The sequence below is a fragment of the Peribacillus sp. QJM3NY_7 genome (genome assembly GCF_056173225.1).
Genome location: NZ_CM149663.1, coordinates 2,565,238 through 2,580,892, shown reverse-complemented (window position 1 = coordinate 2,580,892; position 15,655 = coordinate 2,565,238). Strand labels below are relative to the sequence as shown.

17 protein-coding genes and 2 pseudogenes are annotated in these 15,655 nt (G+C 33.0%); 5 read left to right on the top strand and 14 right to left on the bottom strand.

Annotated elements, in window-relative coordinates; all coding sequences use genetic code 11:
• Positions 1 to 140 precede the first annotated feature (140 nt).
• The 4 genes from AC0VX1_RS12355 to AC0VX1_RS12340 form a co-directional block, all read right to left on the bottom strand.
• The gene (locus tag AC0VX1_RS12355) at positions 141 to 341 is read right to left on the bottom strand and encodes a hypothetical protein (protein WP_475471484.1); all 201 of its coding nucleotides are present in this window, start codon (positions 339 to 341) and stop codon (positions 141 to 143) included.
• Positions 341 to 700, bottom strand: coding sequence for a P27 family phage terminase small subunit (locus tag AC0VX1_RS12350; protein WP_475471482.1), 360 nt, complete (start codon positions 698 to 700; stop codon positions 341 to 343). Before AC0VX1_RS12350 ends, AC0VX1_RS12355 begins: the two co-directional genes overlap by 1 nt.
• Positions 701 to 1,151: 451 nt before the next feature.
• Positions 1,152 to 2,681, bottom strand: coding sequence for a phage major capsid protein (locus AC0VX1_RS12345; RefSeq protein WP_475471480.1), 1,530 nt, complete (start codon positions 2,679 to 2,681; stop codon positions 1,152 to 1,154).
• A 453-nt stretch (positions 2,682 to 3,134) separates the two neighbouring features.
• Positions 3,135 to 4,895 carry a DEAD/DEAH box helicase gene (locus AC0VX1_RS12340; protein ID WP_475471478.1) on the bottom strand — a complete coding sequence of 587 codons (1,761 nt, stop codon included), beginning with the start codon at positions 4,893 to 4,895 and terminating at the stop codon, positions 3,135 to 3,137.
• A gap of 312 nt (positions 4,896 to 5,207) precedes the next feature.
• Here AC0VX1_RS12340 and AC0VX1_RS12335 point away from each other — a divergent pair, with 312 nt between their 5' ends.
• Positions 5,208 to 5,720, top strand: coding sequence for a hypothetical protein (locus AC0VX1_RS12335; protein WP_475471476.1), 513 nt, complete (start codon positions 5,208 to 5,210; stop codon positions 5,718 to 5,720).
• Positions 5,721 to 5,893: 173 nt separating this feature from the next.
• On the opposite strand, the gene AC0VX1_RS12330 is transcribed toward AC0VX1_RS12335, so the two are convergent.
• The 4 genes from AC0VX1_RS12330 to AC0VX1_RS12315 all read right to left on the bottom strand — a co-directional run bounded on the left by AC0VX1_RS12330 (position 5,894) and on the right by AC0VX1_RS12315 (position 7,975).
• Positions 5,894 to 6,499, bottom strand: a complete 606-nt coding sequence (locus tag AC0VX1_RS12330) for a hypothetical protein (protein WP_475471474.1) — start codon at positions 6,497 to 6,499, stop codon at positions 5,894 to 5,896.
• 268 nt (positions 6,500 to 6,767) lie between these two features.
• The gene (locus AC0VX1_RS12325; protein WP_475471472.1) at positions 6,768 to 6,962 is read right to left on the bottom strand and encodes a hypothetical protein; all 195 of its coding nucleotides are present in this window, start codon (positions 6,960 to 6,962) and stop codon (positions 6,768 to 6,770) included.
• Positions 6,963 to 7,163: 201 nt separating this feature from the next.
• Positions 7,164 to 7,790, bottom strand: coding sequence for a hypothetical protein (locus tag AC0VX1_RS12320; RefSeq protein ID WP_475471470.1), 627 nt, complete (start codon positions 7,788 to 7,790; stop codon positions 7,164 to 7,166).
• Positions 7,791 to 7,804: 14 nt separating this feature from the next.
• Positions 7,805 to 7,975 (bottom strand): hypothetical protein, encoded by a 171-nt coding sequence (locus tag AC0VX1_RS12315; protein ID WP_475471468.1) that lies wholly within the window; start codon positions 7,973 to 7,975, stop codon positions 7,805 to 7,807.
• A 293-nt stretch (positions 7,976 to 8,268) separates the two neighbouring features.
• Between AC0VX1_RS12315 and AC0VX1_RS12310 the strand changes: the two genes are divergently transcribed.
• Positions 8,269 to 9,399: a site-specific integrase gene (locus tag AC0VX1_RS12310; RefSeq protein WP_475471466.1), complete on the top strand. Its 1,131-nt coding sequence runs from the start codon at positions 8,269 to 8,271 to the stop codon at positions 9,397 to 9,399.
• 56 nt (positions 9,400 to 9,455) lie between these two features.
• Positions 9,456 to 9,983, top strand: a pseudogene (locus tag AC0VX1_RS12305) (DUF3898 domain-containing protein); the annotation flags it as partial.
• Between the two features lie 335 nt (positions 9,984 to 10,318).
• On the opposite strand, the gene AC0VX1_RS12300 reads toward AC0VX1_RS12305, so the two are convergent.
• Complete coding sequence (locus tag AC0VX1_RS12300; protein WP_475471464.1) at positions 10,319 to 10,456, bottom strand: hypothetical protein; 138 nt, start codon at positions 10,454 to 10,456, stop codon at positions 10,319 to 10,321.
• Positions 10,457 to 10,724: 268 nt separating this feature from the next.
• Between AC0VX1_RS12300 and AC0VX1_RS12295 the strand changes: the two genes are divergently transcribed.
• Positions 10,725 to 10,961 carry a helix-turn-helix domain-containing protein gene (locus AC0VX1_RS12295; RefSeq protein WP_475471462.1) on the top strand — a complete coding sequence of 79 codons (237 nt, stop codon included), beginning with the start codon at positions 10,725 to 10,727 and terminating at the stop codon, positions 10,959 to 10,961.
• 642 nt (positions 10,962 to 11,603) lie between these two features.
• Here the strand turns inward: AC0VX1_RS12295 and AC0VX1_RS12290 are convergent.
• The 5 genes and pseudogenes from AC0VX1_RS12290 to AC0VX1_RS12270 form a co-directional block, all read right to left on the bottom strand.
• Positions 11,604 to 12,176: pseudogene (locus tag AC0VX1_RS12290) on the bottom strand (hypothetical protein); the annotation flags it as partial.
• A gap of 95 nt (positions 12,177 to 12,271) precedes the next feature.
• Entirely contained in the window at positions 12,272 to 12,400 is a 129-nt protein-coding gene (locus AC0VX1_RS12285; RefSeq protein WP_412992307.1) for a hypothetical protein, read from the bottom strand.
• A complete protein-coding gene (locus AC0VX1_RS12280; protein ID WP_412992309.1) occupies positions 12,387 to 12,749 on the bottom strand; it encodes a YolD-like family protein in 363 nt (120 codons plus the stop codon). Before AC0VX1_RS12280 ends, AC0VX1_RS12285 begins: the two co-directional genes overlap by 14 nt.
• 87 nt (positions 12,750 to 12,836) lie before the next feature.
• Positions 12,837 to 12,983, bottom strand: coding sequence for a hypothetical protein (locus AC0VX1_RS12275; RefSeq protein ID WP_475471459.1), 147 nt, complete (start codon positions 12,981 to 12,983; stop codon positions 12,837 to 12,839).
• Between the two features lie 351 nt (positions 12,984 to 13,334).
• Positions 13,335 to 13,772 carry an endonuclease domain-containing protein gene (locus tag AC0VX1_RS12270; RefSeq protein ID WP_475471457.1) on the bottom strand — a complete coding sequence of 146 codons (438 nt, stop codon included), beginning with the start codon at positions 13,770 to 13,772 and terminating at the stop codon, positions 13,335 to 13,337.
• Positions 13,773 to 14,393: 621 nt separating this feature from the next.
• Here AC0VX1_RS12270 and AC0VX1_RS12265 point away from each other — a divergent pair.
• A complete protein-coding gene (locus AC0VX1_RS12265; protein ID WP_475471455.1) occupies positions 14,394 to 15,530 on the top strand; it encodes an FtsK/SpoIIIE domain-containing protein in 1,137 nt (378 codons plus the stop codon).
• Positions 15,531 to 15,655: the final 125 nt, after the last annotated feature.

Below are 15,655 nucleotides of genomic sequence, written 5' to 3'. Positions count from 1 at the left end.
AAAAATGTAGGGAAGTTTATAATCAGAATAAAAGACTTTTGATTAATTTCTTTACATACTCCATTTAAGAGCTTTAAACAAATTTATAAAAAACATTAGAGTTTCTGTTAAAGTCAATATAGGATAATCTGGAGACCTTTTTATTTAATTTTCCATAACTCAATATACTTTTCCAATGATTTTTTAACTTTAATATTATTCTTATTCCTCGCTGCTATTGAACTGATATATTGCTCATGTGTTTTTTGAACCTTGTCCTCAATTTTCAAAAGCCAAATCAAAGGATCAAATATTATTTTTTCTTCAAGGATTCGAGCAAATAATTGTTCCTCTTTATTCATCAGTATTTACCACCAAACAGACCAGTTAAAAAGTCAGAATGCTGACCATCTTCTTTGCTCTCTATTTTTAATCTCATTGAAGAATCCAGAGCTAAAATTTTATAAGCTTCATTTACCTTTGAAGTAGCTTTGTTCATAATCTCAACTGCAGGATTTATCTTTGGACCGTGAATTCCATTTACTACAGAGCCACGTTCCATGATTTGTTCTTGAGCATCCTCAATTAGGACCAAGTTAAAAGCTAAGCCTTCTACAATGAACTTATCAGTTTCTTGCAGTTGGTCAATTTTTTTCAATTCATTTATGATGAAATTATAATATTCTCTAGCTGTTTCGTTAAATCTAGTTGGTGCTTGCATCTTATTCTCTCCTTTACATTAATTTACAATAAAAATCGTTACATCAATAATTCCTGGTAGTGTGAGCGACACTTCCCAAGTTATAATTACACCATGTGTACTTTTTTCTAAGTAGATAGGCGGTTACATTTACCCACTCATTATTTATAAAACATAATGTTGTTATATATTAGTTCGTATAAAATTAAACGATATTGGACTTAACTGTTGTGCTAATAAAACCTTATTTACTGCTTTGTGTAGTTCTGTTTTACTTCTAATATTATCTTTTAAAAGGAATACTGCGACCTTGGCGACAAAGAACCTATAGTCTTCTTGTCGAAGGATTCGTTTAAATCTATCTACATCTAGTAACTCTCCCAACTTTTTCACTCCTGTTACTCTTAATAAAAGTTTAGAGAACTGATATAATCTTTGTTCTCTAAACTATCACTTAATCTTATTCAATAATTTAAACGATTATCAGCTTAGTTAAAGCATCTGGATTGTAAACTGCTCCATCCGCAAAAACATCAAACAAGAAACCTATGGAGCCTTGTAGAGCATGCTGGGAATCTCGAACCGAGGTCATTTGAGCACCCTTCTTTACCATTACCGCATATCCATCTTGTAAACTACCAACAATACAAGGAATCTCTCCTACATCGCCAGCATCAAGAGAATCTGTGATGACAATTCCAATTCCGAACAAAGTATAAGTTGGTTTTGAATTTTGGATGCCATTTTGCACATAGAAATTTCCTGCTGCATCTTTTAACTTAGCTATTCGATTATAGAACGGTCTGGACATAATGTACTCAGAACGCTGTAAGTACTCAGGATGGATTGATAAAGACATATCTAGTAGGATGTTTAAGAGTTCTTCATCTGTTGCTGTAACTGACAAACTTAATTTACCGATTTCAGCATTAGGAACAATACCAGCAAATTCATCTGCTGAGGTTCCACGTAATATTGAACGTTCAATTGCTTTGAAAGTTCGTTTTGCTAATAAGTTCGTAATATAATCAGCCATATTCATAGCAGCATCATTTATTAACTGATTCGTAAGGGCAATGTATGCACCAGCACGTTTTTGGGATAATGTTACCTCCCCAAGAGAAAATGCTTCTTCAATTAAAGACTGCCCTTCTCCAACAAATGATGCCAATCCAACCGAAGTTTCACGAGGAATTTTTATTGAACCACCAACAGTTGGAATCTTTTTTGCCTTAGCGAATACTTCAGAAGTTTCCATTAGTTTCTCTACAATCATATCCGAAACTGTTTCTGGTATAACTGATCTATGTCCATTTGTCATTTCTAAAGAGCGAAGACTATCATTAAATTCTCTGCCTTCTGTTACTTTTCTATTCTCAAATTCATTACTATAAGTTTTACCATATCGATGTTCTGTTTTCATATTGTTGTTTCTCTCCTCTTTTTTTTCATTTCCATTTTGTATTACATCAGAAGGAATTTTAACTTCCTCCACTAAATCAATTCCTCTTGCCGCGATAGTTGATTGTGAATAGGCTGGGTCTCGAACAACCGAAACCTCGAATAATTCAAGTTCTTCAATGGTTCTTTCATAAAGACCGGCTTCGAGTAGTTTCCAGTTATCTTTTATTGTTCGAAAACCGAAAGACATATTTCTTAGGATTCCAGAATTGATTAATTCGTAATAATCTTTTCCCCATGTTGTAGGGGTAATCATCGCTTCCATGAACAAACCTTTATTATCTTCAGTAAGATTCAAAGATTGGTTACGAGTAGAAGCCAAGATTAATTTGTTGTTATGTTCTGCAAGGAAATCTATGTCTCTCTGAGCATTTTGAATTGAACGAGCAAAGGCTCCTTTTGCAATTTTTTCAACGAATCTTTTTGTGACTCCAAGAACATTACTTAATGATTCGGTTTTATTCACATAACCAGTAACGGTCATTGTTCCATCTTCATTAGCAAGTAATTCAGCATTTTGAACTCTTAGTTCCATCTTCATTTATATTTCGTCCCCTCTATTTGAATTAATAACTGCTTTCAAAGGCAGTTAAATGCAAAATAAAATAAGCCATGCTCGAAGACATGACTCTTTGACTAGGCTTATACTAGTCTGCTTTTTATCAGAAAAATCAGGAAAGATAGACCTCATTCTGTAAGAACTTTTAGTTTTATTTACTGCTAAATAGCAGCACAATGACATATTTCAAAAAAGAGGAGAGCCAGCCATATGGAATTAAAACTGACTCTAATTTTGAACATCGGAAAATAAGGAGGTTAAACCAATGTTCATTTCTTAAAAACTCAACTACTGAAATTAAAAATCTAAAATAGAAAAAGAGCTTCTCGAAGTAAATAGCTCTATAATATATATATATACAACTGGAACTTTCTATACAGATTTCGAACAGTTTTTTAACTATTTGGAATTAAAAATAAGACAGCCATTGCTGCCTTAATCTTCAACTTCATTAAAAAGGAAAGTGTTCATATCTACTAATGTCCCTTTGGGCCTTTGTTTTTTTCTCATTTCTTGATAAATTATTCTTCTTTTTGTAATCCATAAAGTTTCCTTCTTTGTAACCGGTTTAAGAGATATAATTCTAGTTTTAATTCCGAATGGGGTAACTTCCTCTTTTGTGCTTTCATTTACAATTTTAAATCCCGCAAATGTATCCTCTTCAAGATGCCTTGTTGATATTGGACGCTGCTCTGCTCTATGGATTTGTTTGTCTTTATCAATTATTTCTAAATCTATATTTTTGCTCTTTTCTACTTTAACTCTTTCACTTAATTTCTCATCATTCTCAACTTTCCAATACCATTTACCATATGTTTCTGATTTTCTTACTAAATCTTTTTTATTAGATAATTTATAACCTAAATTCTTTTCTTCAAGCCATTTTTTTATGACATTCATACCAACTCGATTTTTACTATTTCCGTTTCCTCTTACCCCATAGATATTGACCATCTCAGAAATGAAATCTTCCTGAAACCAGTTTTTACAACAATTATCTATATTATAGAAGGCTGTAGAATTTGGTATCAATTTTTCTCGTTTAAACATTTTTTTTCCTTCCACTTCTTCTAAAAAATTAAGAAGACCCTTTTCGATCTTTTCATTTTCTACATCAATATAAGAGACATTTGGAAAAAAATTCATTACATAATTGATATAACCTTCTTTAAGCATTTTCATAATTTCTTTATTTGACCATAGCAAATATTGCTTCCGCGGCTCAGAAATACTGATATTTTGTAGTTCTTTATTATTTTTATTAACCTCAGTTTGAAGGATTGGTTGAGAAGGAATTAATATAGAAGCCGTGACCTTACCATTTCTTATCCGCGCAAGTTGTTGAAGAAATTGGTCAGGGGTAGTTGGATTGAAAGAAAAAACCGATTTGAAATTTGGATCTGTTATATTAATACCTTCATTCCAAACCGAAGTTGAGATTATAAAGTATGCTGGTAACTTTTCTTGGTTATTTTCAACTGCACTTATTAAGTTTGTATCCGCTAATTCATAGAATTTATTATCCTGTCCACAAACGAAAGATGCATTATTTTCAACAGCCAATTTACTGACATGTTCTGAATTTCCCCTAACAAAAGTTAAGACTTTGTTGCTATCAGAGACATTTTCTAAGATTTCATGTAAAAGTATTTCCTTTGAACGAAAAAAACGGATTTCAGCTATGTTTGTATTGTGACGATCGGGAAATTTTAAAATTTCAACATTCCAAAGTTTATTATAATATTCTAATGGTTCCGGTGTACCAGTCATTAATATTTTGGGAACGTTCATCAACTCAAGATATTTTACAGTGTAATGCGTTGAGTTATTCCAGCTATCAGTCACTATATAATGTGGTTCATCGGCAACTATTAGATCATAATTAAGAAGCTCCTCTAGATTATTCTCTTTAATATGTTTTTCTAAGCTTTGGTAGTTCATAATGGTTATTAGATTTCCTCTAAAACTTCTAAATAAAGAATTAAGTTCTTCATCTAAATCCTTAAGAGTCTGTTTTTTTAAACCGTTTCGGTTGCTCAAATACAGTATTCTCTTATTATTTTTATCTGACCAAGGAGCTATAACGTTTTTCAAAGTATATGTTTTACCTGCTCCAGGTTCAGCATATAAACCATAAAATTTATTTCCTACCATGCTGTTCAACAGTCCTTCTGTTAATAAGTGTTCTCTTTTCATTTTTGGCTTGTTCCTTTACTTTTAAATTTTTATGTTTAAAAGTGTTATATCTGCTAAATCTAAAATGTAAACTAATTGAAACCAATTTCTACAACTATCTATATAAAGAAGATTGTAATTAATGGTTTCAAAATAGTATAAAATGAGAATTTTATTATCTTCTTCTACTAACGGAACAGTTTAGTTTAAAAACTCGTATTTAAGTTACGTTCTAGCGTATTTTTTATGCAAAAAAAAGGAAGTTGTCAATTTGCAGGATTTTTCTAAATCAATTAAACTCATCATGAGAAGAAACGATGAGGTGTTGAAATAATGAAAACCACAGAATTTAAAGCAGTATCTGAAGTAGATTTGATGAATACGAAGTTTGATGCACTTAAAGAAGTTGTTACCGCTTGGCAACAAACAGTACAATTTAATATTAATTTAATGTGGGTACTCCTAGCTTTTGTTATTGGGGCTGCTGGGTGGGCATTAAGTGTACTTGCAAAAAAGTGGGTTCAGGATGCAGTTAATGCAAAACTAGACAATATAAAAAAAGAAATAAAGGATCAATTGAAAAACGAAATGTTTGAAGAATATACACGTCAATTTATTGGCTCTAGAATCATCATATCTATTCTATATAAAAAAGAAGATAAACAATTCTTCGTTTTCCCATTAGTATTTGTACGGGAACATGACACCAAAAACAAGCTAGATGTAGAGGTAACAGAAACAAAAATAATAATAACAAATCCTCATCCCCATCCGGTAGATTATGATTTATTTATTAAGGGAGCAAAATGGATTTCTTCAGAGATTGGAAAGATAAATAATAATTAAGTAACGGGGCGTTGATCCAGGAAGGATTAGCGCATTTTTTGTTGAACTAACAGTCAGATTAGTTTCAGAAGAATTATTTAGGGATTAGTTAAAGAGTAGGTCTTCCTATTATAGAATCTACTCTTTTTTTTGATATTAAAAATTAGTGTTATTAACAGTATAGGAATTGGGTTTTACCATTTATCTTTTGGATTTCCTTTCACCTCATCCTCTAAGTCCTTTTGCATAGCATTCAAGATGTTGATTATTAATTCATCATTGTCATACCACATTTCAACTCTATCTTCATAGTAAAGTTCTATTGCCTGATGAGTTTTGCTTTCGTCACCGAAATATAAGTTTGCTCTCGTGATTATTACATCGAATTCACCTATGTATTCCCCTAAGGTCTCCGAAAGCTTATAATCACCTTCAAAATACTCAGATAAAAGTTTATCATGACCATTTTCTTGTTCCTTTTTTTGTTGCTCTAAATCATTTTCAACACTTTCATCGTACTCACTTGCTAGATCACTTACAGCTGTGATTTTACTATGGAGTTTAGAAAGTTGTTCTAAAGTTTCAATTCTCTTATCTGAAAGTTTTTGCTCTTCGGCATATTCCTGTTGTCTTTCCCAAAGATTATGATTAATAATTGAACTAAAATACCCACCACCAAGAGTAAGTACGGAGCCAATTAAAAGCATTACTAGTCCATTATCAGCAATTCTCTTAGATAAAGACCTTTTTTGAACTCCATCTCCTTCTTGATTTGTACCATTTGGATCCTCATTACTCATAAATCATTCCCCTTTAAATTTATATATTTGATTATAAACTAAAAGGGATATCTGTTGGAAAAAATATGAAAAGCTTAGCCCCCATAGTATCAACAGAAATGAGACAGTTAGTAGTGGAGATATTCAATTAAAGATTTTCCGACTTCCATATTTTCGTTCTTTCTCTTCCTTAACTTTTCTACGTTCTTCTAAAACCTGATTTAATTCGTTGACAGCCACAAATATTGGTTTAAGGTTCACACGCTCTTCGTGAACTTTCCCTTTTGAATTAACGTTTCGTCATTGCTCTATATGTATACCAATTTTTATCTGTTGATTTTTTATATCTTACTTTATAACCAAACCAATGAGTTAGAATTGTCATATCTTCCATGTTTCTCATTTGAACTTTAAAAATATCTTCGGTTTTAGGGGTTCCACCCATCCAGCTGTAAATTGATACTGAGTTTTTGTTGTTTGTCATTCATTCTTATTACCTCCGTAAATTGTTTATTTGCATCTTACGGAGTCTTTATATCCTCTATAAAATTAAAGTGTAAAGCAAATGGTGAAAATTTTATCCCGTACGACTATTTTGCATTAGGATTAGTGTATTTATATTAAATCAAAATTCAAACCCCATATGGGCTGAATATTGGCTCCTAGACGCTATTCTGATTAATGACTAATACGGTAACTCGTCATTGTCATCTTCTAACCAGTTATAAAGGGGAACATCTGAATCTTTCAGTCTTTCTTTATATTTTTCATGGGGATCAATTACTCCATGTTTGACATTACTTCTATATAAAGTGTTTTCAAGACATGTTCTAAGATATGCTCCAAAGTTTTCTATATCTTTCTTTTGTCTTGCTTCTTCAACTACTCGTACACAGACTTCTTTACTAAGTCCCTTGATTCGATATTCGTTTGTTAATTTATAAATAATATCATCATTGTTAACTGTTTCCTTGTTAACAATATAATTTTTGTTTTCTTTATCTTGTTCTTTTTTATTTTTCTTTTTAATACTTGAGCCCTTTTGTAAAGGTTTGCCGGTCCCTTTAGTCAAGGCTAGGTTTTCCCTTTTGTCATAGCTGGGATTTACAATTTGTCTTTCAGGCTCTTGATTTGGTGGTATGTTCAGGTCTTCCCTTTTTTCAGACTTAGAATTACTCTCCAATAGTAATTCCTCTACAATCTTATTTGTGATGTGAAAATATTTTTTTGAAGGAACACCCATTACTTTTGTTGCTATGTAACCGGCGGCTTCTAATTCTTTAGCAGCCTTAAGTTGCTGTTTGTATGTCAAAGAAGTTTCTTTCTCTAAAGGAATTCTTTGTCCTCTCTTATAGTTAACATGCCTTTGCTGCCGAAACTTTCATAACTTGAACACAACTGTCCAAATATGATGGCTCCATTTACTGATACAGAATGAGCTAAATCTTTGTTGTACATTACAAATCCTTTACCACTTAAAATTGACATTAATTTCATTATAGTCTTTCTCCCTTGACACAGAAGAAGTAGATTTGCTACCATGTTTCATGTAGAAGTTTAATTCTTCTGCGATGTTCTTAATAAGAGATGGTAGAGCCGCCAAACTCATTTGCCATCTCTTTATTTATTTCATTACAACGAACGTATATTCGTACATAAAGTTTTATATCTTTTAACCCTTTGTTTATGTTTTTGTTCAATCTCTGTCCGCTTAAAAATAATCATGTTAATATATACCTAGGAAATCTTTTCAGGTTTAAAGAGCAGCTTTTAAGGAGGTTGTTCTTACTGTGAAAGGAAGTATAACTAAAAATAAACAAACAGGAAAATGGGATTTTGTCTTCAATGGTGGAATAGACCCTTTGACAGGTAAACGAAAGCAGATTCGCCGCAGAGGTTTTTTATCTAGACAAAAAGCTTTAGATGCTATGACACTAGTTAAATCTGAAATTCTTCAAGATGAATTTACTGATTTATCTTCATTAAGCTTAGAAAAGTTTATGATTGAATGGTTTCAGGAACGTAAAATCCAGTTACAGGCGAGCACTTATGAAACTCAATATATTTATTTTAGAACTGTCATAAAGCCTCGATTAGGTCATTTTAAATTACAAAAAATAACTCCAATGATTCTTCAAAGATTTGTAAATGATTTAGTGAAAGAGAACCATTATTCTGAATACACAATTCACCTTATATTCCGTGTCTTAAGTGCAGCATTAAAAAAGGCAACTATTATTAGACTGATCAAGACGAATCCTTCCATAGGCATTACATTACCTAAAATTAGAAAGAAGGAAATTGAAATATGGTCTCTTGAACAGATTAATTATTTTATAGCAGCCTCTAAACAGACTAAACGATTGACACGTTGCTTTGTAGGTTTCCTTATCGGTTTCCTATGTGGATGCCGTGAAGGTGAAATAATGGGACTTAGATGGAAAGATATAGACTTTGATACTAACACTATTTATATACGTCAAACTTTAACTCAAAAGGCTGAAATTAAAGCAGGAGCAAAGAATAATTCTAGTGTTCGGTCAGTTAGTATTCCTGCAAAATTAATACCCGAACTTATATGTCACCGACAAATGATTATTGAAGAAAAACTCTTGCTAGGTGAGAAGTATGAAGATAATGATTTAATAATTTGCACACAACATGGAACGCCGATGATTCCACGAAATTTCAGGAAAGAGTTTTACAATTTAACCGATAAAATTGGATTACCTCGAATAAAATTTCACTCATCTAGACATTCACTTGTATCTCTTCTAATTCAGCAAAATGTAAACGTAAAGCTAATTAGTGAAAGATTAGGTCATGCTGATATTTCAACGACACTTGATATTTACAGTCACGTTTCGCAAAATATGCAACAAAGTGTAGCAATTGAACTTGATAAAATACTTCAATTGTGACCAATTTTGTGACCATCGTAACCTAATACTAGTTGTATCAAAGGCTCAGATACCCTTTTCCATACATGCCCGAAGAAGGAATGGTCGAAGAAGGCGAACTGAAAATCCACCAGGCCTCACATGCCCGCTACTTCGAGGACTTTTTGAAGTTCGTAGAATATGGTGAATCGATGCCGGAAATCATGAAAAACCAGGTCATCCATATGGTCCATGAGCATGTTTCCGCTCAATTCGAAGAAAACAGTGACGAACTGCAGAAATTCGAACAAGACCTGGAAATCTGGGAAACTAGCGAAAAACGGGAAATCCAGGAACGCCTTGAAACCCACCAGGTCGTCGAAGCCACAGTCCAGATTGTCGAGCATACACCTGAAGCCGAAATGCGAATGAAGCTTGGCAGTACATCCGTCAAAGGACTATTAGCCGATTTTGGCGAAAGCATCCATTTAGGAAAGATTAATGGGAAATATGTATTAATGATAGAATCCAATACAATAGAGTTCGATAAAGGCGTCTCGCCGATTGAGTTTCATAAGCCGGATGATTTGCAACTACTAATCGAAAAAATCATAAATAAAAGTTGATAAATAGTGACCAATAACTCATCTTTAATATCAAGGGTTTTAGACAAATCTGTGACCAATTTTGTGACCAATATTAATACAAAAATTCAAACTCTCAAAACGCGATTATTTACTCTAAATTTGATCACAACTACTAACTGTTAGTTAGTAGTTTTTTCTTGTAATAAAATATTAACCTAGTTTCATTAATGTTATTTATGGTGTGACCCATTAGTTAATCACCCGATACTCACATACATAATCAAGTGGAGATTCTTCAGGAAATTCTTCTGTAAACCACTGAACTACACCCTCAGATGTTTGAATGTTGTAGGTAAATACTTCACCGCAAGCTGTCACATTTCGTGAAGATCTTCTATAGAAGCAAGTTGATAATTGAACTCAGCTTGCATTTCTTCTTCAAATACTATCCACTGTGCAGCGTTATCAACTGATACAAATACCTTTTTAGCTTCAATTGTTTGAGTTATCATTTTGGTTATCCCCTTTTAAATTCGATTTTTGTTAGGTTCACATTGAACCTGACACTGACTTATGTAGAGGACTTGGAGTTAAAGTCCCCGCCCTCTTGTCTCTTCCATTTTCTCACTCTCCGACTACAATTCGTTGTTGTTATTCAAAGTATATTACGACTACATTTGTTTGTCAACAACATTCCGTAGTTTATCTTACTACTTTCTGTAGTCAATTTTTTTCTATGTGATATAATTGATTTATTTAGAAAGAAAAGGTGGGTTATTCATGGGTATAAGAGTTAAATCTAACTTAAAAAAGATTCTAGATGAGAGAAATATATCTATAAGGCAGTTAGCTTCCATGACTGATTTGAAATTTGAAACACTAAGAAGACTATATAATGACGACACAAAACAATATCAAAGGGATACCATTGGTAGAATTTGTGAAATTTTGGAAATAAAAATTGGTGACATATTGGTCCTAATTGAAGATGGTACAGAAGAAAACCACCAATCGTAAATGACTGGTGGTTTTTTGAATGAAAGGGAATTAATTGTAAATAATACAATTGTAGCTTGCGTTTTAACTCATGAATTTCCCCTCTTTTGAGCTAAGGTGTATTCCATTGTTTTGTTTAGTTTACTTTACTTCAAATTCAGCTACTTGAGGATCTACTCCATTTTCAAAGTTCTCATCGTTTGATGGACTGATTTGAAGTCTAATCTTTTCAATATCCTCTATAGGAGTATTAAAAATCACTCCCACTTCACTTTCTTTATTGACCTTACCATAATAATTATCATCTTCACCTTCATCAGAATCGATAAAATCATAGTTCAATGAATCTACTGTTTCTTGTTTACCGTTAGCGAATACAGTAACTTCTTGAATGTTTTGGAAGCTGTAGTCTTCATCAGATGTGTTTTCAGCATGTGATTTAATATATAGATATTGAAATTCATCTCCGACTTCTTTTTCCGTATACATGGAGATTCTATCTTGCTCATCAACACTCACATTAGATACCTTTTTAAAAGAGATTTCTTCAATTTTAAATTTAATTGGATTTGCATCATACTCTTTGTCTTTAGCTATCTCACGTAACACTTCAACTTTTTGTTCTGGTTGATTCTCAGCAGCTTCAGTTTCTTCTGCACCGTCCCCAAAAGCATCCTCAACTTGATCAAAGTTCGCTAATATAGCCTCTTTAAAGTTATCATCAGATACGATCTTATATTCGCCATCTTTATTCTTCTTAAGGTTTAACGTAACCTCACGAGTAACCCTTGGTGTATCCTCTGATTTAATATGCTTAAGCATTGATGATTCCATTAGCTTCTCCATTGCTTTATCAGCCTTCTCTGAACCTTCATCAAACGCTGTTGCAAACGCTACAGGCATTACCTCAGCAATCGCAGCTGTAGTTGCTACACCAACATCGACTGATGTAATTTCAACCTTTACTTTAGCCTTATCGCCTTCGCTTGATACTTCTTTTGGTTTATCAAACTTATAATCTTTTCCGATTGCTTTTAGAAACTTCTCACTGCTCATGGATTCTTCTTCTGATTGTAATTCTTCCAACCCTTCATCTATTTGTTTCCCGGCTTTTTCAAAGTCGCTTTTTTGGAATGCTGTTAAAAACTCGTCAACTGTATCAGTTGGTTTTTCTTCCCCACATCCTGCTAATAAACCTACAGATACAACTAAACCAGTTAATAATAATTTTTTCATTTATAATCCCCCTAAAATTCACATACTTTGCAATTTTACCATATTAATCTAATACTTTTGTATTATTTTTTAAAAATTATCTATACACTAACTACCTATAGTGCTTTAGTTGAGAATACAATATTTCTCTCTTTTAATTTTTCTTGATATGCTAAATGCTCAATGTATCCCTCTGCGACAAAAGTTTTAGTTTCACCATTTTCAATCCATTTAATTAAATACACTCTTACCATCCCTTATCTCTACCGCTACAAGATCCTCAAACTTCACCCTGATAATATGTCCCTTTTCATTTTCCAACTCTAAATGAATCATCTTTATCAACGGATCTAACCTGTGTATCATCCCAACATACTCCCAATCAAAACCATCTTCCCAAACAGTAAACTTTACAGGTGAAGCAAACTCCATTGCGGTATGTATCTTGTTCTCAAACTCCTCTAACTGGTACTCATCTAATATTGGCTTTACTTGACGGTAGTAATCCTTATTTACATCATTAAGTAACTTAACGTATTCAGGCAGCATCAGAGCTGGTTGCCATTTAAGCTTTCCGCGATCTTTTATAGACATAAGAACATCTCCATTTCATTCTATAAATACATTATAGAACATTTGTTCTTATTTTAGTCCAAAAAATGAAGGGTAAAATTTCCCTTCTTAAAGATGACGTAGATACTTTTCCTGTAACAATGTTTTAATAAACCCCTCTAAATCCAGAGTACCCTCTTCAGTAGCTGTACCAATTCCCTCTATATAAGAGTATTCTTCGGTATCAATAATTTTTAATCCTTCTAGGTTGCGCATGTTTATTCCATTCCTCCAAATATCAATCGATTGACGTCAGAATTACATTATTCTGTTTTTCAAATTCCTTTATTGCATATTGGATTGCATCTTCTTCACTATATTTTTCACGGCACAACTTCACAGGCGTACAATCCTCAGCCATTAAGAATACATGATCATCAAATAACTATAACTGTAACTTAGACTTTATGTAACCGGTTCGCTCAAAACTCAATTCTTTCAATTCCACAAAATCATCCTCCCTCATAGCCTATATATTCATTATATAGGTAAAAAGTCCTCATGACAGTATTGTGAATAGATTAGCAATTATTTTTTATTTGTGACAAAAAATGTAACAAACACTTCTTAATCAGAGTGTTTCTTATGTATTTCAGATTCAATTCGAGTAATTACCTTGCTCATATTCCCATTGATGGTACTTCCACTGAACCGCAGCGTTTTCCATCCAATTGATCTTAAGTATGCATCTCTCTTCCTGTCATGAGTCTCCGCTTTTTTACTTGAATGAAAATCTTTACCATCACATTCAATGGCTAGTCGATATTCTGGAAGTGCCACATCAATTCTATATCTTCTTATTAGATACTGTGCAGTTGCTTTATAATCCCTTATCCATAACGCTTTCAATACCCTCTTCTCAATAGGACTTTGACATTTATCTAATTCCACGAAGTATGGGGGAATGTATTGATCCACCTTCACTCCTCTGCTTCTTCGTATGTCCAAGCACAGAAAGACAAACCCTGATATGACAAGTCCAAAAAACACCACATATTCTACCATTGTAAATAAATTTCCCCTTTCTCGTAGGTACAAGCAACATCTACGAACTTTCTACATATCATTTACCAAAGTCGATACGATTTCTTTAATAAATTACCTACTGATTATCTGAAAAAAATCAACTAATTACCGACTGTTCAGATACTTTGTTTTTACTAATTACCATTATCAATGAAATACAAGTTTAATCCGTTGGTATCACTGCATTGATGGAATTTGTTAAGAGTGAACGTAGTGAAGGATTAAGGGGGAGCACGCGGGGGATTTATTTAATTCGTAATAGACTGAGTATTTAAAGGAGGAATTATTTTTATGAGAAGAAAGCATACTATAGAGTTGCATTCATTTATGGACAGAAGTTTTCAAGGATAAAAAGAAGGTAAATAGGAAAACTAGTCCGAATATTAACCTATATTCGGTAAGTCCACTTATCTTATTAGATGGCCTTGTATCCATTGCCTTATTGGAAAAGTTTTTTGAACATCAAGGAAATTATGATGTAGCTGAAGCCCTACACACAGGAGTTAATATTGCTATACCTTGTATAGCATTCGGATTTATATGGAAATTAGTGCTCGCTGATAGTGGTGCGTTCCTATGATGAAGCTATGGAGAGCAAAAATGAAGCTGCGTGGTTCATTAATGAGGGCATTTAAGCTTGGTGGAATTCACAAACAAACAACAACGCAATCAAAGACGTATACACGCTATCCTAAGATTCACGAAGTCCATATTGATGAGGAAAATGATGCTGTCCGATTTACATTTACTTTACCCGATGGTGCTAATCCTGATTTAGTTTTGAAACAGGAATGGGTATTCAAACAGTGCTTTGGAAATAACATTGAAATAGATGGTAAGGTAAAGAAGTTTAACTTGTGGTGTTATTCAAAGGGAATTGAAAAAGATATTCCATTCGAGTTTAAAAAAATTCAATCTCATTTGAAGGGTAAAATAATCCCTATTATGTGCGGTGTAGATAGGTCAGGTAAGATGAATGTAAAGGATATGGCAGAAGAACATCATATGTTGCTCACAGGAACTACTGGAAGTGGTAAGAGCTCATTAATTAGGGGAATATTGACCTCATTGATTCTGCATAAGTCACCAGATGAAATACAATTCTTACTTGGTGATTTAAAGTTTTCAGAATTCGGCATATACAAACGACTTCCTCATGTAATGGGTGTTTATATGGATGCTAAGTCACTCCTCCCTCCTCTTCAAATAATTGAAAAAGAAATGGTTCGAAGAAGTAAATTACTTGATGGGATGGACGTTGAAAGTATTTATGAATTAGAAGTGAAGCTACCTACAATTGTGGTTTGTATTGATGAAGTTATATTGCTTAAAGATAAACCAAAAATAATGAAGATAATTGAAAGTATATCCTGTATAGGTCGTTCTAATGGTGTTTATCTGATGTTGTCAATGCAACGTGGTGATGCGAAATCATTAGGTGGACAATTAAAGAATAACCTCACCTTTAGAATATCAGGTAAACAGTCAGATGAAACAAATGCAAAAATAAGTGGATTAAAGCAATCAGTTGACTTAGATACTGTAGGTAGGATGATACTTTCAACTCAAGGTAAAGAAAGAGTGATTCAAGTACCTTATATGGATAAGAAGAAAGCTAAAGGGTTACTTGATCCATTAAAACTGAAACAAGAAAAACAAGAGCCTGAAGATGTCGCAGATCGAAAGGTAAATGAATTTTCATTAGATGAGGTGTTCGATAATGAATCAAAGGGATAAAGCCATAATTAATGACTTGAGACAATTCAGAATGATGTCAAGGAACCAGATAGTTGAATTACACTTTAAGCACCTTAAGAATCCTATAAATTCATGTAATAGTGTTTTAAAGCGTTTAACAAGGG

Bases quoted from the DNA above. Each gene is read 5' to 3' on its own strand.
- AC0VX1_RS12335 (WP_475471476.1), top strand. From the start codon at position 5,208: ATGAAAACCACAGAATTTAAAGCAGTATCTGAAGTAGATTTGATGAAT.
- AC0VX1_RS12315 (WP_475471468.1), bottom strand. From the start codon at position 7,975: ATGAAATTAATGTCAATTTTAAGTGGTAAAGGATTTGTAATGTACAAC.
- AC0VX1_RS12275 (WP_475471459.1), bottom strand. From the start codon at position 12,983: ATGCGCAACCTAGAAGGATTAAAAATTATTGATACCGAAGAATACTCT.
- AC0VX1_RS12270 (WP_475471457.1), bottom strand. From the start codon at position 13,772: ATGGTAGAATATGTGGTGTTTTTTGGACTTGTCATATCAGGGTTTGTC.
- AC0VX1_RS12345 (WP_475471480.1), bottom strand. From the start codon at position 2,681: ATGAAGATGGAACTAAGAGTTCAAAATGCTGAATTACTTGCTAATGAA.
- AC0VX1_RS12280 (WP_412992309.1), bottom strand. From the start codon at position 12,749: ATGTCTATAAAAGATCGCGGAAAGCTTAAATGGCAACCAGCTCTGATG.
- AC0VX1_RS12295 (WP_475471462.1), top strand. From the start codon at position 10,725: ATGGGTATAAGAGTTAAATCTAACTTAAAAAAGATTCTAGATGAGAGA.
- AC0VX1_RS12340 (WP_475471478.1), bottom strand. From the start codon at position 4,895: ATGAAAAGAGAACACTTATTAACAGAAGGACTGTTGAACAGCATGGTA.
- AC0VX1_RS12265 (WP_475471455.1), top strand. From the start codon at position 14,394: ATGAAGCTGCGTGGTTCATTAATGAGGGCATTTAAGCTTGGTGGAATT.
- AC0VX1_RS12325 (WP_475471472.1), bottom strand. From the start codon at position 6,962: ATGACAAACAACAAAAACTCAGTATCAATTTACAGCTGGATGGGTGGA.
- AC0VX1_RS12350 (WP_475471482.1), bottom strand. From the start codon at position 700: ATGCAAGCACCAACTAGATTTAACGAAACAGCTAGAGAATATTATAAT.
- AC0VX1_RS12355 (WP_475471484.1), bottom strand. From the start codon at position 341: ATGAATAAAGAGGAACAATTATTTGCTCGAATCCTTGAAGAAAAAATA.
- AC0VX1_RS12300 (WP_475471464.1), bottom strand. From the start codon at position 10,456: ATGATAACTCAAACAATTGAAGCTAAAAAGGTATTTGTATCAGTTGAT.
- AC0VX1_RS12330 (WP_475471474.1), bottom strand. From the start codon at position 6,499: ATGAGTAATGAGGATCCAAATGGTACAAATCAAGAAGGAGATGGAGTT.